Source organism: Flavobacterium sp. GT3P67 (assembly GCF_004349155.1).
GTDB lineage: Bacteria > Bacteroidota > Bacteroidia > Flavobacteriales > Flavobacteriaceae > Flavobacterium > Flavobacterium ranwuense.
On record NZ_SMLF01000002.1, the window covers coordinates 192,497 to 219,185 of the forward strand.

The following is a 26,689-nucleotide window of genomic DNA, read 5'->3' on the forward strand; positions in this document are numbered from 1 at the left end:
TGTCATTCAAAAATAAGTGAACGAAATAGGATTGCTTCGTTCCTCGCAATGACAAATGAATAAAACCATCCAACTTCAAGATTTAGGGACTAAAGATTACAAAGAAACTTGGGAATACCAAGAGGAATTGTTCAAAGGAATCGTTGACTTGAAAATTCGAAATCGCAGAGAAGAACTCGAATTAGAAACTCCAAATTACTTTCTTTTTGTGGAGCATCCACATGTTTATACATTAGGTAAAAGTGGTGATTTGAGTAATTTGCTTTTATCTGAAAAACAACTGGAAGCCAAAGGAGCTACTTTTTATAAAATCAATCGTGGTGGTGATATTACGTATCACGGACCGGGACAAATTGTAGGCTATCCAATTATAGACTTAGAAAATTTCTTTACGGATATTCATAAATACTTGCGTCTTCTGGAAGAAGCCATTATTCTTACCCTTCAGGAATATGGAATCGTTTGCGGTAGAAGCGAAGGTGAAACCGGTGTTTGGTTGGGTGCAGGAACTCCATTTGCCAGAAAAATTTGTGCTATGGGCGTTCGTGCTTCCCGTTGGGTAACCATGCATGGATTTGCTTTAAACGTAAATGCTGATTTGGGTTATTTTGATAATATCATTCCGTGTGGGATCCGCGGTAAAGCTGTAACTTCATTAAACGTAGAGCTTGGAGTTGAAAAAGTAAACGAAGCAGAAGTGAAAGAAAAAATCCTGAAACATTTTGCAGATTTGTTTGAAGCTAAGTTCGATTGAAGATTTTAGATTAACGATTTTTGATTTCAGATTTGTGTCAGACTTATGAATTTCATTATTATTGAATATTAAAAAAAAAACAATTTTTAATGTAATCGATTTCCTTTAAATCTGAAATCAAAAATCGTTAATCTTTATTCAAAAATCAAAAGAATACTGCTCTGGTAACAATCGAAATGTCATTCGGTGGTATTTAGTCACGCCATATTTTCGTATCGCTTCCCTGTGTTCTTTGGTAGGATATCCTTTGTTTTGTTTCCAATTGTACATCGGGAATTCCTCATGAATTCGGTTCATGTATTCATCTCTATACGTTTTTGCTAACACAGAAGCGGCAGCAATACTCATAAATTTTGCATCTCCTTTTATGATACTGGCACTCGGAATCGAATTTAGGATTTCGATTTCAGCAGCTGTAAAGATCTTTCCTCCTCGATTTTTAATTCCTCCTTTAGGAATTAAAGGACTATTTCCATCTACAATAATAGATTCAGGTCTTGGATCCAGTTTTAGAATACTTTCCTGCATTGCTTTTATAGAGGCATTCAGAATGTTTATTTCGTCAATTATCAAAGGTTCAAGATGTGTTACTGCAAACGTAACGGCTTGTTGTTCTATTAAAGGTTTTAATTTTTCTCTGGCTTTTTCAGATAACTGCTTGCTGTCATTTAAAATATCATTTTGAAAATCAAATGGCAATATTACAGCAGCGGCAGTAACCGGTCCGGCAAGACAGCCTCGGCCGGCTTCGTCAGTTCCGGTTTCTAAATTTGGTGTTAAAAAAAATAGGTTTAGCATTAAAAGTGATTTTGGCAAAAATATAGTTTTATGTATAACTATCAGTAAATAATTGATGATAAATAAGATGAATGATGAGTTAATCTATTTTTTTCGAGTAGAAATTTTAACAAATGTTAATTTCGTTATTTATGAAATAAATTTGTTTTTTTAAGATTTTATTATGATTTTTGTGAAATAACTAATTCAAAACAAATTAATATGAGATCAAAATTCAAATGGATTTTTTCATTGCTATTGGCATTGTCAATGCAATTTGCATTTGCGCAAGAGAAGACAGTGGCAGGTGTTGTTACCGATGCCACTGGACCTTTACCAGGTGTTAATGTTTTAATAAAAGGTACGAAGACAGGGGTGCAGACCGATTTCGATGGTAAGTATTCGATCAAAGCGAAAACTGGAGATGTTTTAGTTTTTTCTTTTGTTGGGATGACTGAAACCACAAAAACTGTTGGAGCATCAAATACAGTGAATGTTACAATGAAAGATGGAGTAAGTTTAAATGAGGTAATCGTTCAGACAAATTTAGGATACTTCTCTAGAGATTCTAAAAAACTATCTTCTTCTATTTCTACGGTATCAGCTGAGGAAATTGAAAAGCAGTCTCCTGCATTGACGATTCAAAATGCATTACAAGGTCAGGCGGCAGGTGTACAGGTTACTGGTGCTAACGGAAAACCAGGTGCTGCAGCGTTTGTTACTGTTCGTGGAGCAGTAAGTATTACGGGTGGTTCGGCTCAGGCAATTTACGTAGTAGATGGTGCATTTGTTAGCGGAACTGAAGCTTCTGCTTTGAGTGCTAATGATGTTGAGTCAGTGTCAGTTCTTAAAGATGGTGCTTCTGCAGCTATCTACGGAGTACGTGGAGGAAATGGAGTTATTGTGATTACCACCAAGAAAGGTAAGAATGCAAAAGCTAAATTTACATTTAATAACACAATTGGTTTTTCTCAAAAAATAAAGGATCCGTTTACTATGATGAACGCGGATGATAAAATTAGATATGAAGGTTTAATCGGTGTAGGAGGGTCAATCGGTAAAACACCTGCACAAGTTGCTTTGTTAAGATCGTACAATCACAACTGGCAAGATGACTTGCTTAGAAAAGGTTTTATTCAAAATAATAACTTCTCTTATTCGGGAGGTAACGATCAGTTTACTAACTATATGTCAGTAGGATATACGGAAGATACCGGTATTATCGATAAGTTGAAAGGGTTTAATAGAATAACAGCAAGATACAATAGCGAATATAAAGCGAACGAAAGTGTGAAGTTTGGATTTAACATTGGTGGATCTTACGAGAAATTCAATGATTCAAGAGACCGTAATAATGCACAAAGTCCAATTAGAGCGATGTATGATTACAACCCATATGAGCCTTTTTATGCGAGAGATGCAAATGGAAATATCATTAATGATGTGTTAGGTAATCCTACTTTTAATACAAATTTAGCAGCTGGTTTTCCTATTCAAGAGGCTATCATTAATAATACAGAGCAACGTCGTTTTTTCAGATTATACGGTCGTCCGTATGTTGAAATTGGTATTGTAAAAGATTTGAAATTCAAAACGCAAATGAACATGAATTATGAGCGTTATCAGAGAGAGTCATTTACTAAACCAGGCTCTTTCTTGGATTTAATTGTTGGGGATCCAGCAGCAAGAGGTTCAAAAACGGATAATGGTTCGGACGCTCTAGAGTATCAGTTAACAAACAGTTTGACGTATAAGTATAGTATAAATAATAAGCATAATTTTGATGCTACTGTTTTATACGAATATTTCAAGTCTAACTTTAGATCATATTCTTTAACTAGAAAAGGATATGTGAATGGAGATTTACCTACAGCAGGTACTGCAGTAGTAGGTGTTCCTTCTACAGGAAGAACGGAAAATGCTCAAGTAAGTATGTTCGGGAATATTAATTACGACTTTGATGGTAAGTATTTAGTGTCATTGTACGGAAGAAGAGATGGTTCATCTGTTTTAGGTGCAAACAATAAATATGAATTTGCAAAAGGAGCTTCTATTGGGTGGAATGTAACTCGTGAGTCTTTCATGAGTAATGTGAAATGGCTTAATAACTTAAAATTAAGAGCTTCTTACGGTGAATTAAATTCTACTAATGGTATTGGTAGTTATGATGCTCAAAACTTGTTCTCAACGTCACCTTACGGTGGAGGTATTGGTACAATATTGACAAATTCAACTGTAGGAAATCCTAACTTAAAGTTTGAAAAAGCGAGAAAATCTGAAATTGGTCTTGAATCTGCACTTTTTAACAACTGGTTAACTTTTAGCTCTTCAGTGTTTAAAGATGTAAGAAAAGATTTCATCTATAGCGATAATACAACTGATGGTGCTGCGTTTGGAACTCAAATTAATGCAGGAGACTGGACCTCTAAAGGTGCAGAGGTTGAATTGAAAGCTTTTGCAATTAAAAGTGCAAGTACTACATTGTCATTTTATGTAAATGCAGCAGTTTTTGATAGAAAAATTAATACACTAAACCGTCCTGGAGACCCTAATAACCAACTTTCTCGTGGTTTAACATGGAATAAAGTTGGTCATTCTCCTGATGATTTCTTCTTGGTTAATTATGCTGGTGTAGACCCTGCAAATGGTCACGCTTTGTACACAAAGTTAGATGGTACTACTACAGATGTATATAGTGCTGGAGACAGAGTATTTACAGGAAAAACTCCTTATGCAAAATATGAAGGTGGTTTTGGAATGCAATTTGCTTACAAAGGATTTGATCTTTCTACTGATTTTGTATTCAAGCAAGGAAATTACACTTATAACTACATGTGGTCTAACATGAATGCGGACGGTAATGCGCCTACAAGAAATCAAGCAGTGAATGCTTTTGATTATTGGACTTCTTCTAATACTACTGCTTCTAGACCTGTTCCTAGACAAATATCTGGAATCAATTCTAACGTGGAATCAGATCGTTATTTAGAAGATGCAAGTTTTATTAGATTTAGAAACCTTAATGTTGGATATAAATTCACTAAAAAAGCGTTTAATAATTTACCAGTAGACGATATTAGATTTTATGTTCAAATGCAAAACTTGTTCACATGGACTAAGTTTAATGGTGATCCAGAAGTAGGTATCGGTAGTGCAGAGAGCCAAACAGGTTTATTAGTACCTGGTCAATTTGCTTTGTATTCTTACCCTACAGTACAATCATTCCTTTTTGGACTATCAATTAATTTATAATTAAAGAATTATGAAAAAAATAATATACCTTTTTGCTTTGTCCATCGCATTGAATTCTTGCGATGATAAAGATATAACCTTCGCGCCATACAATGCGGTTAGTGAATCTATTGTATTGCGTAATATAGGTGATTTTGAAAATGCAGTTACCGGTGCTTATGCATACATGATTAAGGCTGGTGGTGCTGGCGGTTACGGATCTGAATTTGTAATCGATTCAGAGATCATGACAGACAACTTGATACTGAATCAAGAAGGACGTCAATCTAACGCTAATGGTTTTAGATTGCTTTCAGTACCTAATAGTACTCACTTTGATTACTTTAACAGTGCTAACAGAGCTGCTGTTGCTGCAAGCAGAGTAATTAATAACCTAGATGTGGTTCCTCAGGATGCAGTTAGAGATAATATCGAAGGCCAAGCACGTTTTATTAGAGCGTTAAACATGTTTGATCTAGTTAGAATCTATTCTAAGATTCCTACTCAATCAGCAGATGCTAATGCTTCTTTAGGAATGTATTATCTAGATACAGTTGATCCTTTTGCTAAAAACAGTAGACCAACTGTTGCAGATACTTATGGAAAAATTTTAGCTGATTTATTAATTGCTAAGGACAAAATAGGTGCAACTAACACTTTGGCTCAAGGTAAAGCAACTAAGGCTTCTGTGTACGCTTTATTATCTAGAGTATATTTATACCTTGGGGATTATCCAAATGTAATTACTTACGGTAATCTTGCTATAGCTGGAAATACTGTTTGCCCTAGAGCTAACATGGTTGGTTTATGGGATGACGCAAACTCTTCTGGAGTTTTATTCAAATTGAGAATTGATCAAGTTGATGGAGTTACTCCTGGAGTTGTTTTTTCTCAAACTGTAACTGGTGGTATTCGTTCAGAGTATGTAGTTCCTAAAAGTTTCGCTGACTTGTTCAGTACTACTGATATTAGAAAAGCTGCTTACATGAAAACTAGTGCTTACAACGGTAAAATGCAGAATCACGTAATTAAGTACGACGGTAGATTAACAGGAAACCCTGCTATTGTAGATATTAAAGTTATACGTTTAGAGGAAGTATATTTAAATATGGCTGAAGCACAGTACAGAATTAATGGTGGTGGTTTAGCTTTCCTAAATGCGGTACGTTCTCAAAGATATTTACCGTTTGTTAGTGGAGGTGAGACAGGTGTGGCATTGTTAAATGCTATTCTTTTAGAAAGAAGGTTAGAGTTAGCATTTGAAATGGACCGTTTCTTTACACTAAAAAGACTAGGTTTATCAATGGTAAGAAATGCTGTCGAAGGAGATTTAGCAGATGGAACGGGTCAAAAAGTAGAAACTAACGCTTTGACTATTCCTGCAGGTAACTTCTTATGGCAACTTCCTATTCCACAATCTGAAAGAGATTTGAATAGTAACTTACAACAAAATCCAGGTTACTAGTTAAGTAAATACGAACAATTTAATACAACCTCCCTTTTTTAATCATTTGGGAGGTTTTTTATTTTTGTATTGATTGTTAAAACCACTTCATCATCTAAATTAATTACTAATTTTTGTAAAATGAAAAAAATATTATTTTGTATATTTATATTTCAACTATCCATAGCTCAAAATCTACAAGAACGTAATAAGATTAAACAATCTTACAACAAAGAAAAGATTAATAATTTTATAGTTCATTTAATAGAATCTCAAAAAGAACAAAAAAATAAAATAAAAGCCTATAAACTTAAGTATAGGTTGATAGATGTAGAGACGAATTCTCTTCAACGTATTTATGATGGTCTGCCCTTTTTTTATACTATTGAAAATGATGAGTCTATAGTAACTATTCGTGCAAATTCTTTACAGCCAAATGGTGATTTAGGACTTAATCTAACTGGTTCTGGTATTACTGCTGGAGTTTGGGACGGGGGAAAAGTTAGGGAAACACATCAGGAATTATCAGGATCAAAGATACAATTCGGTGATGGGGCATCTTCTTTTAGTGCTCATTCTACGCATGTTACGGGTACCATTTGTGCTAAAGGTTTTGTTGCTAGAGCAAGAGGTTTTGCTTATCAAGCTAATGCAAAAACTTATTTTTGGGATAGTGATGTTGAAGAAATGACAACTTTTGGAGCTGAAGGATATTTAGTATCAAATCATTCATACGGTTATGGTATTTCAAATTCTTTTCAGGCTTCTAGATTTGGTTATTATGATCAAACTTCAGCTGATTTTGATAAAATTTCTGAAGTATTCCCTTATTATCAAATTGTTATTGCAGCAGGAAATTCAAGAAATAGTTCGCATCCACAAATAAATGCTAAAGGTGGTTTTGACATGCTTACCGGGAGCGCAGTTTCTAAAAACACTATTGTAGTAGCAGCTGTAAATTCTGTTCCATCGTACACTGGTCCTTCAAGTATTACAATGAGTTCATTTAGTAATTATGGCCCAACTGATGACGGACGAATAAAACCAGATATTAGCGCTAAAGGTGTTGGAGTATATTCTTGTAATTTTTTGACAGATACGACATATGAGACTTTAAGTGGTACTTCAATGGCAGCTCCTGCAATTACTGGATTAATAGTATTGTTGCAACAGCATTATAATAATTTATATAATGTATTTATGAAGGCAGCCACTGTCAGGGGGTTATTATGTCACACAGCGGATGAAGCAGGTGTTTCAAAAGGACCAGATTATGAATATGGTTGGGGTTTAGCTAATGGTAAAGAAGCGGCAAAATTGATAAGTTCGAACGGTAAATCTTCATTAATTTTAGAAACAACATTGAATGACAAGGTCGTCTTTACTAAACAAGTTACTGTTTCTAGTATACGATCGTTAGGGATTTCAATAGCTTGGACTGATCCTGTTGGTTTTGGAGCTGTAGTTACTCCTATAACTGAAGACAATAGAGCCACAAATTTAGTTAATAATTTAGATCTAAAAGTAATCGATAATAGTGGTAAAATTTATTATCCATGGAAATTAGATCCTACATCTCTAAACATAGCAGCTACTCAAAATTCTGACAATAATGTTGATAACATAGAGAAAGTATTTATTGAAAATGCTCCTGTTGGAACTTATACAATTCAAGTAACAAATAAGGGAACTTTGTCTGGCAGTACTCAAGATTTTTCTCTGATAGGAGAGGGATTTGATAGTTTGAATTTAACTTCTTCTGATTTTGAAATAAATGATGCTATTAAATTGTATCCTAATCCTACTCAAGAAATTCTGTTTTTTGATTTACCAATCGCCTTCTCACCAACTGATATTGCGATTTATGATTTAACAGGTAAAGTGATTCGTAGTTTTAAATACGATCAAAAAAATAATATAAAAGTTTCTGATTTGACTTCTGGGATGTATTTTATTAAATTTACTAGCGCGGATAAAACGATCAACTTAAAGTTTGTAAAAAAATAGAGGGTATGATTTTTCATATTATAAAAAAACATCCAATTCCATTGGATGTTTTTTTATTTATAGGTTTTTATAATTTACCTTTGCTTGATAAATTTGTTTCCAATCGGTTAATTAGATTATTTGTCAATGAGAAAATTATTTTTATTCTATTTTATAGCAATTCCATTTATAGTACTTTCTCAAGAAAAAACAAGAAAGATTTTAGATTTTAATAGTAAGTACAATAGTTCTGATTCTATTAAAAAGAAAAATGAAAAAATCGCCACCATTGACATGTATCGATTTATTACAATCGATAACGATACAACTTACATTGATACCTCTCTTACCATTCAAAAAGAATACAGTCACAATTATTTGCGAAAAGATATTTTTGGACTTTTACCTTTTGCAAATGATGGACAAACCTATAATACGTTGCAGTATAGTTTGACTGATTTTTCACCCTATCCAGAATTTGGTTTTAAAGCAAAACATTTCAATTTTTTAGAGGCTAATCAAATAAAATACAGTTCTGTAGCTACTCCTGTAACCGAATTATATTTTAAAACTACTGTTGGAAAAGGACAATCTGTAGATGCATTTATAACCTTGAATACTTCTGAGAATCTTAATTTTTCTATTGCATACAAAGGGTTGCGTTCTGAAGGAGAATATATTAATCAGTTATCCAGTACAGGTAATTTTAGATTTACTACAAATTATAATACCAAAAGTAAGCGCTATTTTGCTAAAGCACATTATACTTTTCAAGATATTCTGAATGAGGAAAATGGAGGGATAACAACAATAGAAGATTTTGAAAGTGAAGATCCCAACTATAATAATCGCCAAAGATTTGAAGTTTATTTTTCAGACGCGAAGTCATTTCTAAAAGGAAAAAGAATATTTCTGGATCATAATTTTAGAATAAATTCAGAAAAGGGTGATAATAACCTGTATTTAACCCATCAGTTCAATTATGAAAATAAATTTTTTGAATACAACCAGGCTACTGTTCCATCTATCGTTGGTACTGAGACAGTATATCGTTTTGGAGATTCATTCCAGGACAGCGGGATAAATGATCAAACCCGTTATAACAAAATGTACAATAGAGTAGGGCTAGTTTATGAGAACACCACTTTAGGAAAATTTCAATTTTTTGCAGATGATTTTAGATCGAATTATCATTACAATCAGATATTAATTTTTGATGATAAAACAATTCCTAGCTCATTCAGTCAGGAAATTAATAGTGTTGGTGGTCAATATGAATACCGACAAAGTAAATGGAATGGTAAATTTTTATACTCAAGAGCTGTAACGGCACAATCGTTATCAAATCTAGATGCTAAATTAGAATATGATCTTAATGATGAAACACAATTCTCATTTCGGTACCAAAACATAAACAAACTGCCAAATAATAATTATAATTTGCATCAGAGTAGCTATGTGCAATACAACTGGTCAAATGATTTTAAGAACGAAAAAATAAATTCAATTAGTGCTAATGCGATTACTCCATGGGTTGATGCGGAACTGCAATTTTCGGTTTTAAAAGATCATCTGTATTTTAATAATGTGTCAAATTCTGAACAAACACTGGCAAAAACACAAATAGTGGCGCCGTCACAGTATGATGGGACAATAAATTACTTGTCTGTAAAAGTAAGTAGAGAATTAAAATTCGGAAAATTTGCTTTAGATAACACCATTCTATATCAAAAAGTGGATCAACAAGATGCAATTTTAAATGTTCCGGAAATTGTCACAAGAAACACATTTTATTATTCCAATTATTTATTCAAACGTGCTTTGTTTTTGCAAACAGGAATAGTGCTAAATTATTTTACGACCTATTATGCAAACGATTATAATCCGGTTATTGGAGAGTTTTTTGTGCAAAACGAAAAACAAATTGGAAACCATCCAAATTTTGATTTTTTTATAAACGCAAAAATCCAAAGAACCCGGATTTATTTCAAAGCAGAGCATTTTAACTCTTCTCTTACTGGTAATAATTTTTATGCTTCACCAAATAATCCATCGCGTGATTTCACCATTCGATTCGGTTTAATTTGGAACTTCTTTAATTAATTTGCGACAAATAGTTTAGGCTTTAAATGCTCTTTTTTGGGCGTTTTATCGTGCTATCCGCTATATCTTTACTCGCTTAAAGGAAGCAAGTAAAGGATGCCGCTTTTATCACGAACGCAAAATTCCGTAAACAAGAATATTTTATAACAAAATACTATCTTTGCACCAGTATTTACAACAAATCACAATCTTAAATTCACGAAAAATGCGCTACGCAGAAAATATATTAGGCACAATAGGAAATACACCCTTGGTAAAACTGAATAAAGTAACTGCAGAAGTAGATGCTTTGGTACTTGCTAAGGTGGAAACTTTCAACCCAGGAAATTCTGTAAAGGATAGAATGGCAGTAAAAATGATTGAAGATGCCGAAGCTGATGGAAGATTAAAACCGGGCGGAACCATTATTGAAGGAACTTCAGGTAATACAGGAATGGGATTGGCATTGGTAGCCATCATAAAAGGCTACAAGCTGATTTGTGTGATTTCAGATAAACAGTCCAAAGAAAAGATGGACATCCTTCGTGCAGTAGGTGCTAAAGTGGTAGTTTGTCCTACTGATGTAGAGCCTACAGATCCACGATCGTATTATTCAGTTTCCAAAAGATTAGCGGAAGAAACATCTAATTCCTGGTATGTGAATCAATACGATAATCCTTCAAATGCGATTGCACATTACGAGCAAACGGGTCCAGAAATTTGGGAGCAAACGGGAGGTAAAATTACACATTTTGTTTCTGGAGTTGGTACTGGAGGAACAATTTCAGGAGTTGGGAAATATTTGAAAGAGAAAAATCCGAATATTAAAATCTGGGGAATTGATACCTATGGTTCTGTGTTTAAAAAATACCATGAAACAGGTATTTTCGATGAAAATGAAATCTATTCCTATATCACTGAAGGAATCGGTGAAGACATATTGCCAAAAAATGTTGATTTCTCTTTAATAGATGGATTCACAAAAGTAACGGATAAAGACGCCGCCGTTTATACCCGTAAAATAGCACTTGAAGAAGGAATATTTGTTGGGAATTCAGCAGGTGCAGCCGTAAAAGGATTGTTGCAACTCAAAGAGCATTTTAAACCGGAAGATGTTGTTGTGGTATTATTTCACGATTCTGGAAGTCGTTATGTAGGTAAAATGTACAATGACGATTGGATGCGCGAACGCGGTTTTCTGGACGAAGAAATTACAAAAGCAGAAGACGTTATCAAAGACCATATCGATAAACCATTGATTGTAGTTCGTACGGAAGAATTAGTTTCACACGCTATCGAAAGAATGCGTAAATACAAAATTTCTCAAATTCCGGTTATTGATGTTACGGGATTCGTTGGTTCTGTTGATGAAAGTGACTTGTTCCAAAGTTATGTGCATGACAAAAATTCAGCAGAAAGACCTATTAGAGAAATCATGGGGCAACCCTATCCGATTGTGAAATTAGGTACGCCAATAGAAAAAGTTTCTAAATTATTTACCAAAGAAAATGAAGCGGTACTCATTGATTTAGGAAATGGGAGACACCACATTATTACCAAATATGATATTATTGGGTCGATAAAGTAAGATTTAAGTACAAATTTATTTTTATACTATATACTCCTGCAAGGTTTTTTTTAACCTTGTAGGTTTTTTAGATTAAGTACTTTGATTTTGCAAAACTTGAGGAATCTGTAATTGCTCTTCATCAGTGCAGAAGTAAAAGTTTTAGAACCCAAAAGTTTACAAGAAGAAATGAAAAGAAAGTTGTTGAATGCTTTGAACTTGTATAATTGATAGTATTTTTGTAAATCTGAAATCAAAAATCGTTAATCCTAAATCTGAAATCAAATTGACCTTCACCGCTATAGATTTTGAAACCGCAACCGCATTCCATCCATGTTCTGTGGGAATTGTTACCGTAGAAAACGGAATAATTGTAGATGAATTTGTTAGTTTAATTAAGCCTCCAAATAATTTATATTCTCCCTTTACCATTCAAGTACATGGGATATATCCACGAGATACGGTTCATGCAAAATCATTTGCACAAGTGTATCCTGAAATACAAAAACGCCTTCAAAATAGAGTAATTGTGGCTCATAATGAGAGTTTTGATAGAAATGTTCTGGCCAAATCAATGGCGCTTTATGGTTTGGATTATGCTGATCTGAATATCGCTTCGCGTTGGGAATGTACCGTTAAAATTTACAAATCCAAAGGATTAAAACCAACAAAATTAAGTGATTGTTGCCGGGAAATGAATATTAAACTAAACCACCACGAAGCATTATCTGATGCTCGGGCTTGTGCCAAATTGTATTTGTTGAGATAAATTAGCTGTTTCTTTATTTGGTACAAATCCGAATATCATTATTTATTCTCCGATTAAACAGCCAGAGACATTCCAAGAGCTAAAGCTGGTTCCTTCTGATTGACCTTGAGGGATTTTTATTTGTATCGTATGTTTTCCGGGTGAAAGATTTCCTAAATCAATATAAATTGGATTAGTTACTGTTCCAGGACACCAGTTGGAACGACTTAAATCGGATGAGGATAATCCGTCGCTGAAATTTCCCGATGCGGGATTACTCAATCGATAAGAACCACAATCTGTTCGCCAAGGTGTGAAAGCAAAAACTTCTTTAGAGTCAACTAGAATGGTGTTTTTCTTGGGAACAAACTCATCCCCATTTCCCCAGCCTCCGTGACCGGTGGTGATGTATCGCAATTTGAAATTTTTGTACCCTTCAGGAACTTCAAAAGTCACTTCCAATCCTTTTTCGTTGTTAAACATGGTTGCGTATTGCTGACCAGCCATTTCCATGACATTATTAGTATTGAAAACAGGCAATAACCACATGTTTTCTTTGTTATCTTCTCCGGGATGAATGGTAATATTCAGGCTGGCTTTGTGTCCGCCTTTGTCGTAATTACCAATGTTCATACCAATCCAAACTTCTTGATTGCTCAAAGCAGGAAGCATTTCAGAAATATCCTGACGGTAAGAAACGCTGTCTTGCCAGACTTTGTTTTTCAATTGAAGAGTGTTGAATTGCTTTACGCCAAAAGGAGTAAAAAAGCGCATCAATTCTAGTAGCGGAGCATAATTTTGAGTTCGAACCACACCTTGGTATTTTTCGCCATTTCCATTTTCGTAAACAGGCAATTCTTTGGCTCCATTTTTCAAACCATCAAGAAAAGAAATGTTTTTGTCCGTAGGAATTAAAAACACGGAACCGGTTCTGTCATAAGCATCACCATTGGATTGTTCCGTTACATCGACAAAAATGCGATTTCCTTTTTTGATTTCCGGGATTTTTACTTTTTTAAGAATTATGGTTCCATTCGCAAATCGCAAGATGCTGTCATTGGATTTGGATGCATCCGAAAAGTTGATAATTTCTTTTTCGAAAACAGCAATATTGGTAAAACGACTTTTCCAGATTAAATCCTTATAGGTTAATTGGTCTACCGTTTTAGGCAAAGGATTTGGCAATGCTAGGAGAGCTGGAACAGACTTTAATTGTTCTATTTTGGTGGCTGTAACTTTAAAATTTCCGTTGCGGACCATTTCAAGAACCAAACCCAAATCATGTCCTAAGACAGTTGGGGCGCCTTTTATATTCAATTCATTGGTGTACCATAATTCAATCAAGTTAGAATTTACCGTAGTTTTGGCTTTTTTGCAGGTGTAACCCAGTATTTTTTTGGTGTCATCCGTAAGTACAAAAGTTTGTTTTCCTAAAGCCAAACTGTCAATGTTTAGTATCGACTTTCCGTTTTTAAATTGTGCGAATTGTGCAATGGATTTTGATTGAGAATCCACGAAAAATTGTTCAATAGGGAAATTGGCTTTTTCTAAGGTTATTTTCTCCGAAGTGATTAAACTGGTTTTGCCGGTAGCAAAAACGAAAATCGGGTCTTGGTTTTCAATAAGTTTACCGTTTGAACTTTTGAGATAGGTTACTTTTATTGATTTGACATTTTTTTGGGCTAGAGTTGAAAAGACAAAACAGAAAACAAATAATAAAATGAAGTGGTTTTTCATAGTAATGGGAGTTAAAAGAGCAAATATAAAAAAATTAGGTTAGGATTTATTTGAGGTTATTTTTTTTCAGGCTATCTCGATGTATTTCGGCGTGATAATTTTCATTACTTTAGTATCTTATCTTGAAATTTAAAAAAATGAAAGAAGATTTTCTCCATTACCTCTGGAAGTTTAAGAAATTTGATACTTTGAATTTAAAAATTTTCAATAATGAGGAAATCACAATTGTTAATGCGGGCCAATATCTTGGATTGGCAGGGCCTGATTTTTTTAATGGTCAGATCGTTATTGGTACTCAAAAATGGGCTGGAAACGTTGAAATTCATCTTAAATCTTCTGATTGGTATGTGCATCATCACGAAAAGGATAAAGGGTATGAAAATGTAATTTTGCACGTGGTTTGGGAGCATGACATGGCGGTTTTTAGAAGTGATAATTCTGAAGTTCCAGTTTTAGAATTAAAAAAATACGTTGAAAAAGCGACTTTTGAAAATTACCGGTCTTTAATGGCTCCAAAATCATGGATTTTTTGTGAAAAACAGTTGAAAGAAGTTGACGTATTTATATTGCGAAACTGGCAAGAGCGTTTGTTTTTTGAACGGTTGGAAAGAAAATCTCAATCTATATTTGATTTATTGGAACAAAGCAATCAAGATTGGGAAGGAGTTTTGTTCTGCTTGTTAGCTAAAAATTTTGGTTTAAACACAAACGGAGAAATCTTTTATAAAATCGCGCAATCTATTCCTTTTTCAATAATTAGAAAGGAAAGTTTTGAAGTCGAAAACTTGGAAGCTTTGATTTTTGGAGCTGCTGGATTATTGGATTCTGAAAAAGAGGACAACTATTTCAAGGACTTAAAATTTAGGTATTTCTATTTGTTGCATAAGTATCAAATAGAGAAAATTTGTATAGAACCAGTTCAGTTTTTCAAGCATCGTCCTGATAATTTCCCAACAATACGATTGTCACAATTAGCTAATTTATACCACAGTCAGCAGAACTTATTTTCGAAAATAAGCAGTTTAAATTCATTAAAAAGCACTTACGAATTGTTTCAAATTACTGCTTCTGAATATTGGCAAAACCATTATCAGTTTGATAAAGAAAGTCCGAAGAAAAATAAAACGCTCTCTAAATCTTTCATTGATTTAATTGTAGTAAACACCATAATTCCGATTCAATTTGCTTTTGCAAAAAGTCAAGGGAAAGAAATTTCGGAGGATTTAATCTGTTTGTTAAATGAAGTTGCTGCAGAGAAAAATGCCATTGTAGAAAAATTTACTTCTTTTGGAATACAATCAAAAAATGCTTTTGAAACACAATCTTTGTTGCAACTCAAGAATGAATATTGCAATAAAAGTAAGTGTTTAGAATGTGCTATAGGTACAGAATTAATGAAAAAATGTTGATTCGTTAATTCGGTTATTGGTTTATTCGAAAAATTCGTAATTTTGCTCATAATCCATGACTAAAATGAGAACAGTAATAAAACTCAAATATTTTTTTGAAAAACACGGTTTCCATGTGTCTTCACGTCTGGCAGATAAATTAGGGATGCGAGTAACAAGCGTGCGGTTGTTTTTTATCTATATATCGTTTGTTACGGCTGGATTGGGGTTTGGGGTGTATTTGACCTTGGCTTTTTGGATTCGTTTGAAGGATTTAATTCGGGCCAAACGAAGTTCGGTTTTTGATTTGTAAATAACTGTAAATGAAAAAAGGGATTATAAAGTATTTAAGCACTTTATAATCCCTTTTCTATTTATGATAAAATTCTATTTATCTGGATTGTTTAATTTACTGTTTTTCTTTCCATAGATAAAATAGATAACAACACCTAATGCCATCCATACTACAAGTCTCGCCCAGCTTTCATTTGGCAATGAATACATCAAGGCCAAACAGATTAGGATTCCTGCAATTGGTACAAATGGTACCCAAGGAGTACGGAAAGATCTTGGTGCATCTGGCATTTTTTTACGCATTACCAATACTCCAATACATACTAAAACAAAGGCTAATAATGTTCCAATACTTACCATGTGACCTAAATCACTTACTGGTACAAAACCTGCAAAAAGACTCACAAATACCATAAAGAAAATATTTGTTTTCCATGGTGTTCTGAATTTTGCGTGAATATCACTAAAGAAAGAAGGCAATAGACCATCTTTACTCATCGTGTAGAAAACACGACTTTGTCCCATTAACATTACAAGCATTACTGAAGTATAACCCGCTAAAATAGCTACGATTAATCCGGTTTGTAAAAATGTATATCCAGTTCTTGCAAATGCAGTTGCTGCTGGTTTAGCATCGCCTGCAAATTCATTGTAAGGAACAAGACCTGTCATTACATGTGCAAACAATACATATAAAATAGTACAAATAACAAGAGATCCTAAAATACCAATTGGCATCCCTTTTTGTGGATTTTTTGCTTCTTGAGCAGCTGTAGAAACAGCGTCAAAACCAATGAAAGCAAAGAATACAGTTCCAGCTCCTGCAGCAATTCCTGACCATCCAAACTCTCCAAAAACTCCTGTATTTTCAGGAATGTAAGGCGTGTAATTTGCAGTGTCAATAAAGCTCCAGCCTAAAACGATAAACATAATAACTACTATTACTTTTACTACAACAAGAAAGTTATTTATAGATGCAGATTCTTTAGTTCCTCTTATCAATAATAATGATAGCATTGAAACGATAAAAATAGCAGGAAGATTAATGATTCCTCCCTCTATAATAGTTCCGTCACTTAATTTTAATGTTTCCCAGGGAGAACATATTAAATCATGTGGAAGATGTATTCCGTATTTGTTTAATAATTCGAGTAAATAGCGAGACCAACTTACACCTACTGTAGCGGCTCCTAATGCGTATTCAAGAACTAAATCCCAACCGATAATCCAAGCCATAAATTCTCCCATAGTAGCATAAGAGTACGTGTAAGCACTACCTGCTACGGGTATCATTGATGCGAACTCAGCATAGCAAAGTCCCGCAAAAGCACATCCTACAGCGGCTAAAATAAATGAAAGTGTAACTGCTGGGCCGGCATGTTCTGCGGCAGCAATACCTGTTAATGAGAATAATCCTGCTCCAATAATTGCTCCAACTCCAAGTGCTACTAATGAACGTGAAGACAAAGTCCTTTTTAATCCTTTTTCGGATTCTGATGCTTCATTTAGCAGTACCGACAGTGGTTTAGTTTTCCAAATTGACATGGGTTATATGGTTTTGTTTGTTATTAAGCTCCAAATGTATAGTTTTTTATAAAAAATAAAAACAATAATTGAATTTTAAGTTCTAAAAAATTAATTTAATCGTTTTTATTAGGGTTTAATCTATGGGAAAACTTTTTTGGAGTGTGTTTAATAGATATGTTGCTTTGTTTTTGGCATCATAAATTTTACTTTTTTCGAATGTTTTTCTTTAGAAAGGGATACATCTTGATTTTAATTTATAAATTTAGGATTCTTATATAAATTTACTAACCCAGAATTGTCAAATGAGTTTTAAAACGATTTACACTTATTTTAAGTTCACACGGGATCAAAGGACGGGTGTGTTTTTGTTATTTGCAATCATTATTGTTTTACAGTTCATTTATTTTTTTGTTGACTTTAATGCAGTAATAAAAGAGTATCCTGATAGACAAAAATGGCTTTCCCTTCAGTCTAAAGTTGACTCCATGAAAATAGATGATAATAGGAAGTCACCTAAAATATATCTTTTTAATCCTAATTTCATAACCGATTATAAGGGATATAAGTTAGGAATGTCAGTGGAGGAAATTGACCGCTTGTTCGCTTTTAGAAATGAAAATAAATACGTTAATTCACCTAAGGAGTTTCAAAACGTGACTAAAATTTCGGATTCATTGTTAAACGTGATAGCTCCTTATTTTAAATTTCCGGATTGGGTAAATAATAAGAAAGAATATAAAGAATTTAAAAAGTATCCAAATCAGGCTTTCGCCAAAAAAGAAAAAATTGCTTTAATCGACATCAATCAGGCATCCAAGGAGGATTTGATAAAAATTTACGGAATAGGTGAGGCAATTTCTTTGCGAATTTTGAAACAAAAAGAAAGTTTAGGCGGATTTGTTTCCATGGAACAAATGAAAGATGTTTGGGGATTATCGCCCGAAGTGATTGAGAATTTGAATACTCATTTTAAAGTTTCGGTACTTCCGAATTTTAAGAAAATTGAGATTAATAATGCTTCTTTAAAAGAGCTTTCCCAGTTTTATTATTTCAGATATGCTTTGGCAAAAGAAATTGTGACTTATAGAAGTATGCGGGGAAACATTAACAATATTGAGGATTTAACAAAAATTAAGGGATTTCCTGTTGATAAAGCAAATATAATTGGCTTATATTTGGACTTTTAATTTGAAGGACACCTTTCAGTTTATTAAAAATTAATAAAAAAATTAATTAATTATATGAATTCAATATATTTCACAGAAGAACATCAATTATTTAGAGCAAGTTTGCAAGATTTTTTACAAAAAGAAGTTGTGCCTCATATTGAAAAATGGGAGAAAACTGGTACAATTGAGCGTTTTATATGGAAAAAATTTGGAGAAATGGGCTTTTTCGGAATACGATATCCTGAGGCTTATGGCGGATTGAATTTAGATTTATTTTACACAGTTATTTTTTTAGAAGAACTTCAAAAAATAAAATCATCTGGTTTTGCAGCTGCTATGTGGGCGCATTCTTATTTAGCAATGACACATTTAAATGCGGAAGGCGATGAGCGAATTAAACAAGAATATTTGGCACCGAGTATTTCTGGTGATAAAATAGGAGCTTTGTGTATTACAGAGCCTTTTGGTGGAAGTGATGTTGCAGGTATGCGTACTACAGCTATAAAAAAAGGAGATAAATATATTATTAATGGTTCTAAAACATTCATAACTAACGGCATTTATGGCGATTATTATGTAGTTGCTGCGAAAACAAGTCCAGAACTTGGAAACAAAGGAATAAGTATGTTTTTGATGGATAGTAACCTTAAAGGAATTTCCACTACAAAACTTGATAAATTAGGTTGGAGAGCTTCAGATACAGCAGAAATTGCATTTGATGATGTAGAAATTCCTGTAGAAAATTTAATGGGTGAAGAAGGGAAAGGATTCCCTTATATTATGCAACATTTTGCCTTAGAGCGTTTGATTATGGCTATAAATGCTCATGCAAGAGCTGAATATGCAATTGAGTATACAATCGAATACATGTCACAACGAGAAGCATTTGGGAGAACAATAGATAAGTTTCAGGCGTTAAGACATACATTAGTAGAGCACGCAACAGATGTTGAGCATTGTAAAGTGTTTAATTATGCTGCCGTAGCCCGATTAGACAAAGGAGAATATGTGGTTAAGGAGGCTACTATGGCCAAATTAAAATCTACAAAAGTGGCTGATGAAACAATTTATAGTTGTTTGCAAATGTTGGGAGGTTATGGCTACATGGAAGATTATCCATTAGCACGTTTATTTAGAGATAGTCGTTTGGGGCCAATAGGAGGTGGAACTTCAGAAATCCTTAAGGAGATTTTATCGAAAATGATAATTGACAAACAAAATTATAAGCCAGCTGTGAAATAATAACTTTTTAGAATATAGAGAATAGAATATTGAGCCAAGAAACAAGTAGTGTGACTTGGCTTTTTTTAGCTATTATAACAACTAAAAAACGTCTTTGTATTACAAATAATTCATTAGTCTAACAATCTAAAGATCGAATAGTCTAAAAATCTAATTAAAAAATAATTCGTAATTTATAACTCGTAACTCGTAATTAATACATACTTTTGCACACTTAAAGAAAGGGGGTGTCTATATTATGTTAATTATACCAATTAAAGACGGAGAAAATATCGATAGAGCGTTAAAACGTTACAAAAGAAAATTTGATAAAACAGGAACTGTTCGTCAACTAAGAGCACGTACTGCTTTTATTAAGCCTTCAGTTACCAATAGAATCAAAATTCAAAAAGCGGCTTATATCCAAAATATGAGAGATAACTTAGAGAGTTAGTCAATATCTATTAGAATAAATTACCGTTAGTCATTAAAAGTTTTATAACTTTGATGCTAACGGTTTTTTTATGGCTACTAATAAAGATGCATTTCGAGATTATCTACAGTTGGAGAAAAAATACTCTTCACATACCGTTACGGCGTATTGTAATGATATTACTTCTTTTGAATCATTCAATACTATTCATTTCTATCAAGAGAATCTAGAGCAAGTCAATTATGGTCAAATTAGAGCTTGGATTGTCTCTCTTGTTGATAATGACATATCAAATGCCTCAGTTAATAGAAAAATGGCGTCCTTAAAAGCATTTTATAGGTTTTTGTTAAAAACAAAGCAAATAGAAGCGAGTCCGTTGTTAAAACACAAAGCCTTAAAGACTCCGAAGTTGTTGCAGATTCCTTTTTCTGAAAAGGAGGTTGCTGATGTTTTAGGTGTAATGCAAGGTGCGATAGGATTTGAGGAGATTAGAAATAAGCTCATAATTGATTTGCTTTACACTACAGGGATGAGGAGAGCGGAATTAATAAGTTTAAAAATAGCGAATGTTGATTTGTCCGGCAGTGCAATCAAAGTGTTGGGAAAGCGAAATAAAGAGCGTATACTTCCTGTTTTGCCAATAATAAAAGAACAGTTCACTTTGTACTTAGGAGGGCGAGAGGGTTTGTTATCTATTGTGGATCATGATTATTTATTTCTCACAAAAAAAGGGTTAAAATTAAATGATTCCTTTGTGTATCGATTAATAAATTCTTACTTTAGTACTGTCTCCGAAAAAGTAAAAAAGAGCCCCCATATATTGAGACATACTTTTGCAACGCATTTGTTAAATAATGGAGCGGATTTAAATTCAGTCAAAGAATTATTAGGGCATTCTAGTCTGGCGTCGACGCAAATATATACGCACAGTAGTTTGTCAGAACTGAAAAGCGTATATAAAGAGGCGCACCCACGGGGTCAGAAGTAATTTTGAGAAATGTTTAACTATTAAAAAAAATGATTATGAAGGTAAGTGTTCATGCAGTTAACTTTACTGTTGACAAAAAGCTAGTGGATTTTGTTCAAGAAAGAATGGACAAGTTGGAAAAGTATTATGACAAAGTAGTATCAGCGGATGTTTTTTTGAAAGTTGAAAAGACAAGTGACAAAGAAAATAAAATTGCCGAGGTAAAAATCAATGTTCCGGGAGATGATTTTTTGGTAAAAAAGCAATGCAAAACTTTTGAAGAAGCGGTTGAGCTTTCGGCGGAATCCTTACAGAGAATGTTGGTTAAAAGGAAAGAAAAAATAAGTTCTCACATTTAATATGAATTTTTTTTAAAAAATGTTTTGATTGAGAGATAAAATCTATACATTTGCAGTCCGTTAGAAATAGCGGACTTTTTTTATAGATATTGCCAGCGTAGCTCAGTTGGCTAGAGCAGCTGATTTGTAATCAGCAGGTCGTGGGTTCGAGTCCCTCCGCCGGCTCAAAGCTGTAAAGGTTTGATAATAGAAAAAGTAGGGGAGATACTCAAGCGGCCAACGAGGGCAGACTGTAAATCTGCTGTGTGAACTTCGCAGGTTCGAATCCTGCTCTCCCCACAAGGATGAATTTTAGATTGTGAATTTCAGATTGTAGATTTGAAAAGTCTAAAATTAGAAGTCTATCCGGATAGCTATCGGGACTAAAATCAAGGATTCTGCCGACTTAGCTCAGAGGTAGAGTGCTTCCTTGGTAAGGAAGAGGTCACGGGTTCAATTCCCGTAGTTGGCTCAAGATTAGTAAGAAATTGAAATAAATATATAAACTAGATTAAAAATTAAGTAAAATGGCAAAAGAAACCTTTAACCGTAACAAGCCCCACTTAAACATTGGTACAATTGGGCACGTGGATCACGGAAAAACTACATTAACTGCAGCAATCACAAAAGTGTTATCTGATGCAGGTTACTGTCAAGCAAAATCATTTGATCAAATTGATAATGCTCCTGAAGAAAAAGAAAGAGGTATTACAATTAATACATCTCACGTTGAGTACGAAACTGCTAACCGTCATTACGCACACGTTGACTGTCCAGGTCACGCGGATTACGTAAAAAACATGGTTACTGGTGCTGCTCAAATGGACGGTGCTATCCTTGTTGTAGCTGCTACAGACGGACCAATGCCACAAACTCGTGAGCATATCCTTTTAGGTCGCCAAGTAGGTATTCCTAGAATGGTAGTATTCATGAACAAAGTGGATATGGTTGATGATGAGGAATTATTGGAACTTGTTGAAATGGAAATTAGAGACTTATTGTCTTTCTATGAATATGATGGAGATAATTGTCCAGTTATTCAAGGGTCTGCTCTTGGAGGATTGAATAATGATCCAGCTTGGGTACCAAAAATTATTGAATTAATGGCTGCTTGTGATTCATGGATTGAAGAACCAATTCGTGATACTGCAAAACCATTTTTGATGCCAGTTGAAGATGTATTTACAATTACTGGTCGTGGAACTGTTGCTACAGGTCGTATCGAAACTGGTATTGCTAATACAGGAGATGCTGTTGAAATCATTGGTATGGGAGCTGAAAAATTGACTTCTACTATTACAGGAGTTGAAATGTTCCGTAAAATCCTTGATAGAGGTGAAGCAGGAGATAACGTAGGTTTATTGTTGCGTGGTGTTGATAAAGAATCTATCAAAAGAGGAATGGTTATCATTAAGCCAGGTTCAGTTAAACCACACGCTACTTTCAAAGCAGAGGTTTATATCTTGAAAAAAGAAGAAGGTGGTCGTCACACACCATTCCATAATAACTACCGTCCACAGTTTTACGTACGTACAACTGACGTAACAGGAGTTATTACTTTACCAGAAGGTGTAGAGATGGTAATGCCAGGAGACAACTTAACTATCAATGTTGCTTTGTTAAGCCCAATCGCAATGAGCGTTGGTTTACGTTTCGCTATCCGTGAAGGTGGTAGAACAGTAGGTGCTGGTCAAGTAACTGAAATTGTAGGATAATCTACTAAAATAAATTCAAAAAATAGTGTCGTTTAACGATGACACTATTTTTTATTCTACGGGCGTAGTTCAAGGGTAGAATAGCGGTCTCCAAAACCGTTGATGGGGGTTCGAATCCCTCCGCCCGTGCAAAAAAATAAATCATAATGACAAAAGTTGTTAATTACATATCAGAAGCATTTGAGGAATTAAAGTCAAATGTTACTTGGCCAGCTTGGGCTGAGGTACAACGTCTAACGATTGTTGTTGCTGTTTTTTCAGTATTATTCGCTTTGGCAACTTGGGGAGTGGATGAAATTTTCGCAAAAGCTTTGGCTGGATTTTTTAACTGGATAAAAGCATAATTTTTTTTGTTATGGCAGATAATAATATTAAGAAGTGGTATGTCGTTAGAGCGGTAAGCGGACAAGAAAATAAAGTGAAAGCTTATATTGAAACCGAAATTGCGCGACTAGGAATGGGTGATTATGTTTCGCAAGTTTTAGTGCCTACTGAAAAAGTAGTGACAGTAAAAGAGGGAAAAAAAATAATCAAAGACAAAGTTTATTTTCCTGGTTATGTTGTGATTGAAGCTAATCTTATTGGTGAGATACCTCATATTATTAAGTCTATAACAAGTGTTATTGGTTTTCTAGGTGAAATCAAAGGTGGAGAGCCTGTGCCATTGAGAATTTCAGAAGTAAACAGAATGTTAGGTAAGGTAGATGAGTTAGCTGTGAATACAGATACTCGTTCTATTCCTTTTAACATCGGTGAGACTATTAAGGTTGTTGATGGACCTTTTAATGGTTTTAACGGTACTGTTGAAAAAATTAATGAAGAAAAGCGTAAACTGGAAGTGATGGTTAAGATTTTCGGAAGAAAAACACCATTAGAATTGAGTTTTATGCAAGTTGAAAAAGTATAATTTTTTGTTACATCTATAATATCCATTACAATCGCTTCCAATGATTGTGGTGTTAAATTTTTTAAAAAATGGCTAAAGAAATTAGTAAGGTAGTTAAACTACAAGTTAAGGGAGGTGCTGCGAACCCGTCGCCACCGGTTGGACCTGCTTTAGGAGCTGCTGGGGTAAACATCATGGAGTTCTGTAAGCAATTTAATGCTAGAACTCAAGATAAACCCGGCAAAATATGCCCAGTACAAATTACTGTGTATAAAGACAAATCATTTGATTTTGTTGTAAAAACTCCTCCAGCGGCAGTCCAGTTATTGGAAGCTGCAAAGCTAAAGTCCGGATCTGGTGAACCAAATCGTAAAAAAGTAGCTAGCGTTACTTGGGATGTTATTAGAACAATCGCCGACGACAAAATGGTAGATCTAAATGCATTCACAATCGAATCTGCTATGAGCATGATTGCTGGAACAGCTAGATCTATGGGTATAACTGTATCAGGAGATTCTCCTTTTTAATTAAGAGAAAGACATGGCAAAATTGACAAAAAAGCAAAAAGAGGCTGCTTCAAAAATTGAAAAGAACAAACTATATTCTCTTAAAGATGCTGCGGCATTAATAAAAGTTTTAGCTTCTGCAAAATTTGATGAGTCTGTTGATATCGCAGTTCGATTGGGTGTAGATCCAAGAAAAGCGAATCAAATGGTAAGAGGTGTGGTAACATTACCTCATGGAACTGGTAAAGATGTTAAAGTATTAGCATTAGTTACTCCAGATAAAGAAGCGGAAGCTTTGGCAGCTGGTGCAGACTATGTTGGTCTTGATGATTACCTTCAAAAAATTAAAGACGGTTGGACAGATGTTGATGTTATCATCACTATGCCTGCTGTAATGGGTAAATTAGGTCCATTAGGTCGTATATTAGGACCTAGAGGTTTGATGCCAAACCCTAAAACAGGTACTGTAACTATGGATGTTGCTAAAGCTGTTGCAGAGGTTAAAGCTGGTAAAATTGACTTTAAAGTTGATAAAACTGGTATTGTACATGCAGGAATTGGTAAAGTTTCTTTTGGAGCTGAGCAAATTTATGACAATGCACACGAAATTATTCAAACATTAATCAAACTTAAACCAACTGCTGCTAAAGGTACCTATATTAAAGGGATTCACCTTACAAGCACTATGAGTCCTGCAATTGCATTGGACCCAAAAGCAGTATAATTGGTAGTTAATAATTTTTAGTATGACTAGAGAAGAAAAATCAATCGCGATTGAAGAATTAACTGCACAGTTAGCTGGTACAAATATCATTTATGTATCTGATATTTCTGGACTTAATGCAGAAACGACTTCAAGCTTGAGAAGAGCTTGTTTTAAAGCAGGTATAAAATTAGAGGTTGTAAAAAATACTTTGCTTGCAAAAGCAATGGAAGCTTCTGCTAATGATTATGGTGATTTACCATCTGTATTGACAGGTAACAGCGCTATATTTATTTCAGACGTTGCAAATGCACCTGGAAAAATAATTAAAGATTTCAGAAAAAAATCAGCTAAACCTGTATTAAAGGGAGCTTATATTAACTCTGAAATTTATATTGGAGATGATCAATTAGATGCATTAGCAACTATTAAATCTAAAGAAGAGCTTATCGGCGAAATCATTGGATTGCTTCAATCACCAGCTCAAAGAGTTATTTCTGCTCTTCAAAACCAATTCGCAAAAAGCGAAGAGGCTACAGAAGAAGTAGAAGCATAATAAAACCGACTTTAATAGTCTAAGTTTTATTTTAAAAAGCGCACAATAAATAAATTATATTTTTACAAATCATTTTAAAAACGATAGAAAAAATGGCAGATTTGAAACAATTCGCAGAACAATTAGTTAACCTAACAGTAAAAGAAGTTAACGAATTAGCAACAATATTAAAAGATGAGTACGGAATCGAACCAGCTGCTGCAGCTGTAGTAGTTTCAGGTGGTGGAGAAGCTGCTGCTGAAGAAGCTCAAACTGAATTTACAGTTGTATTGAAAGAAGCTGGTTCTTCTAAATTAGCAGTTGTAAAATTAGTTAAAGAACTTACAGGTTTAGGTTTGAAAGAAGCTAAAGATGTAGTTGATAGCGCTCCAAGTAACGTTAAAGAAGGTGTAACTAAAGAAGAAGCTGAAGGGCTTAAAAAATCTTTAGAAGAAGCTGGAGCTGTTGTTGAGCTTAAATAGTTAAACTCAGTTTAAAGAATTAGGTTTAGGTCTTGGGTTTCCCAATGACCTAAACCATTTTTCGTATAACAAAAGTCTACCTTGTATAATTACATAATAGTCTTTGAAAACAAATTCATTTTACCCATTACGAGGAAAAAAAATTAACAGATAATAAGAAAGTAGTTATCTTAAATTGGTTTTTAAAGATGTAATGGTT

24 protein-coding genes and 4 tRNA genes are annotated in these 26,689 nt (G+C 34.0%); 25 read left to right on the forward strand and 3 right to left on the reverse strand.

What is annotated here, in order from left to right; all coding sequences use genetic code 11:
• Positions 1-55 precede the first annotated feature (55 nt).
• Positions 56-754, forward strand: a complete 699-nt coding sequence (gene lipB, locus E0H99_RS05405; RefSeq protein ID WP_131992099.1) for a lipoyl(octanoyl) transferase LipB — start codon at positions 56-58, stop codon at positions 752-754.
• A gap of 138 nt (positions 755-892) precedes the next feature.
• On the opposite strand, the gene E0H99_RS05410 is transcribed toward lipB, so the two are convergent.
• Positions 893-1,552, reverse strand: coding sequence for a ribonuclease HII (locus tag E0H99_RS05410; protein ID WP_131992102.1), 660 nt, complete (start codon positions 1,550-1,552; stop codon positions 893-895).
• Between the two features lie 201 nt (positions 1,553-1,753).
• Here E0H99_RS05410 and E0H99_RS05415 point away from each other — a divergent pair, with 201 nt between their 5' ends.
• The 6 genes from E0H99_RS05415 (at position 1,754) to E0H99_RS05440 (ending at position 12,610) form a co-directional block, all read left to right on the forward strand.
• Entirely contained in the window at positions 1,754-4,783 is a 3,030-nt protein-coding gene (locus E0H99_RS05415; RefSeq protein WP_131992105.1) for a SusC/RagA family TonB-linked outer membrane protein, read from the forward strand.
• A 37-nt stretch (positions 4,784-4,820) separates the two neighbouring features.
• Positions 4,821-6,227, forward strand: a complete 1,407-nt coding sequence (locus tag E0H99_RS05420) for a RagB/SusD family nutrient uptake outer membrane protein (RefSeq protein WP_165930257.1) — start codon at positions 4,821-4,823, stop codon at positions 6,225-6,227.
• 120 nt (positions 6,228-6,347) lie between these two features.
• Positions 6,348-8,213, forward strand: a complete 1,866-nt coding sequence (locus tag E0H99_RS05425; protein ID WP_131992111.1) for a S8 family serine peptidase — start codon at positions 6,348-6,350, stop codon at positions 8,211-8,213.
• Positions 8,214-8,339: 126 nt separating this feature from the next.
• The gene (locus tag E0H99_RS05430) at positions 8,340-10,295 is read left to right on the forward strand and encodes a putative porin (protein ID WP_131992114.1); all 1,956 of its coding nucleotides are present in this window, start codon (positions 8,340-8,342) and stop codon (positions 10,293-10,295) included.
• Between the two features lie 205 nt (positions 10,296-10,500).
• On the forward strand, positions 10,501-11,862 hold the full coding sequence (locus tag E0H99_RS05435; RefSeq protein WP_131992117.1) for a pyridoxal-phosphate dependent enzyme: 1,362 nt from the start codon (positions 10,501-10,503) through the stop codon (positions 11,860-11,862).
• 265 nt (positions 11,863-12,127) lie between these two features.
• Positions 12,128-12,610 carry a 3'-5' exonuclease gene (locus tag E0H99_RS05440; RefSeq protein ID WP_131992120.1) on the forward strand — a complete coding sequence of 161 codons (483 nt, stop codon included), beginning with the start codon at positions 12,128-12,130 and terminating at the stop codon, positions 12,608-12,610.
• Between the two features lie 42 nt (positions 12,611-12,652).
• On the opposite strand, the gene E0H99_RS05445 is transcribed toward E0H99_RS05440, so the two are convergent.
• Entirely contained in the window at positions 12,653-14,326 is a 1,674-nt protein-coding gene (locus E0H99_RS05445) for a GLPGLI family protein (RefSeq protein WP_131992123.1), read from the reverse strand.
• A gap of 137 nt (positions 14,327-14,463) precedes the next feature.
• On the opposite strand from E0H99_RS05445, the gene E0H99_RS05450 reads away from it, so the two are divergent.
• Positions 14,464-15,735 (forward strand): DUF2851 family protein, encoded by a 1,272-nt coding sequence (locus E0H99_RS05450; RefSeq protein WP_131992126.1) that lies wholly within the window; start codon positions 14,464-14,466, stop codon positions 15,733-15,735.
• 64 nt (positions 15,736-15,799) lie between these two features.
• A complete protein-coding gene (locus E0H99_RS05455; RefSeq protein ID WP_131992129.1) occupies positions 15,800-16,027 on the forward strand; it encodes a PspC domain-containing protein in 228 nt (75 codons plus the stop codon).
• A 74-nt stretch (positions 16,028-16,101) separates the two neighbouring features.
• Here E0H99_RS05455 and E0H99_RS05460 read toward each other — a convergent pair whose 3' ends face one another.
• Complete coding sequence (locus E0H99_RS05460; RefSeq protein ID WP_131992131.1) at positions 16,102-17,553, reverse strand: amino acid permease; 1,452 nt, start codon at positions 17,551-17,553, stop codon at positions 16,102-16,104.
• A gap of 467 nt (positions 17,554-18,020) precedes the next feature.
• Here E0H99_RS05460 and E0H99_RS05465 point away from each other — a divergent pair, with 467 nt between their 5' ends.
• From E0H99_RS05465 to rplL, 16 genes are all read left to right on the forward strand, one after another.
• On the forward strand, positions 18,021-18,722 hold the full coding sequence (locus tag E0H99_RS05465) for a helix-hairpin-helix domain-containing protein (RefSeq protein WP_317128648.1): 702 nt from the start codon (positions 18,021-18,023) through the stop codon (positions 18,720-18,722).
• A 54-nt stretch (positions 18,723-18,776) separates the two neighbouring features.
• Complete coding sequence (locus E0H99_RS05470; protein ID WP_131992137.1) at positions 18,777-19,946, forward strand: acyl-CoA dehydrogenase family protein; 1,170 nt, start codon at positions 18,777-18,779, stop codon at positions 19,944-19,946.
• Between the two features lie 238 nt (positions 19,947-20,184).
• Positions 20,185-20,379: a 30S ribosomal protein S21 gene (rpsU, locus tag E0H99_RS05475; RefSeq protein ID WP_035670421.1), complete on the forward strand. Its 195-nt coding sequence runs from the start codon at positions 20,185-20,187 to the stop codon at positions 20,377-20,379.
• 70 nt (positions 20,380-20,449) lie between these two features.
• Positions 20,450-21,346 (forward strand): tyrosine-type recombinase/integrase, encoded by an 897-nt coding sequence (locus E0H99_RS05480; RefSeq protein WP_131992140.1) that lies wholly within the window; start codon positions 20,450-20,452, stop codon positions 21,344-21,346.
• A 35-nt stretch (positions 21,347-21,381) separates the two neighbouring features.
• A complete protein-coding gene (gene hpf, locus E0H99_RS05485; protein WP_131992143.1) occupies positions 21,382-21,684 on the forward strand; it encodes a ribosome hibernation-promoting factor, HPF/YfiA family in 303 nt (100 codons plus the stop codon).
• 91 nt (positions 21,685-21,775) lie between these two features.
• Positions 21,776-21,849: transfer RNA gene (locus E0H99_RS05490), tRNA-Thr, on the forward strand.
• Between the two features lie 33 nt (positions 21,850-21,882).
• Positions 21,883-21,963: transfer RNA gene (locus E0H99_RS05495), tRNA-Tyr, on the forward strand.
• A gap of 100 nt (positions 21,964-22,063) precedes the next feature.
• Positions 22,064-22,135: transfer RNA gene (locus E0H99_RS05500), tRNA-Thr, on the forward strand.
• Between the two features lie 55 nt (positions 22,136-22,190).
• Positions 22,191-23,378 (forward strand): elongation factor Tu, encoded by a 1,188-nt coding sequence (tuf, locus tag E0H99_RS05505; protein WP_131992146.1) that lies wholly within the window; start codon positions 22,191-22,193, stop codon positions 23,376-23,378.
• Positions 23,379-23,436: 58 nt separating this feature from the next.
• Positions 23,437-23,507, forward strand: a tRNA-Trp gene (locus E0H99_RS05510).
• A 17-nt stretch (positions 23,508-23,524) separates the two neighbouring features.
• Positions 23,525-23,722: a preprotein translocase subunit SecE gene (gene secE / locus E0H99_RS05515; RefSeq protein ID WP_039109059.1), complete on the forward strand. Its 198-nt coding sequence runs from the start codon at positions 23,525-23,527 to the stop codon at positions 23,720-23,722.
• Between the two features lie 11 nt (positions 23,723-23,733).
• Positions 23,734-24,285 (forward strand): transcription termination/antitermination protein NusG, encoded by a 552-nt coding sequence (gene nusG / locus E0H99_RS05520; RefSeq protein WP_131992149.1) that lies wholly within the window; start codon positions 23,734-23,736, stop codon positions 24,283-24,285.
• Between the two features lie 68 nt (positions 24,286-24,353).
• Complete coding sequence (rplK, locus tag E0H99_RS05525) at positions 24,354-24,791, forward strand: 50S ribosomal protein L11 (RefSeq protein WP_131992152.1); 438 nt, start codon at positions 24,354-24,356, stop codon at positions 24,789-24,791.
• 13 nt (positions 24,792-24,804) lie between these two features.
• Complete coding sequence (gene rplA / locus E0H99_RS05530; RefSeq protein WP_131992155.1) at positions 24,805-25,494, forward strand: 50S ribosomal protein L1; 690 nt, start codon at positions 24,805-24,807, stop codon at positions 25,492-25,494.
• 22 nt (positions 25,495-25,516) lie between these two features.
• Positions 25,517-26,029: a 50S ribosomal protein L10 gene (gene rplJ, locus E0H99_RS05535; protein ID WP_131992158.1), complete on the forward strand. Its 513-nt coding sequence runs from the start codon at positions 25,517-25,519 to the stop codon at positions 26,027-26,029.
• 92 nt (positions 26,030-26,121) lie between these two features.
• The gene (gene rplL, locus E0H99_RS05540; protein ID WP_131992161.1) at positions 26,122-26,490 is read left to right on the forward strand and encodes a 50S ribosomal protein L7/L12; all 369 of its coding nucleotides are present in this window, start codon (positions 26,122-26,124) and stop codon (positions 26,488-26,490) included.
• Positions 26,491-26,689: the final 199 nt, after the last annotated feature.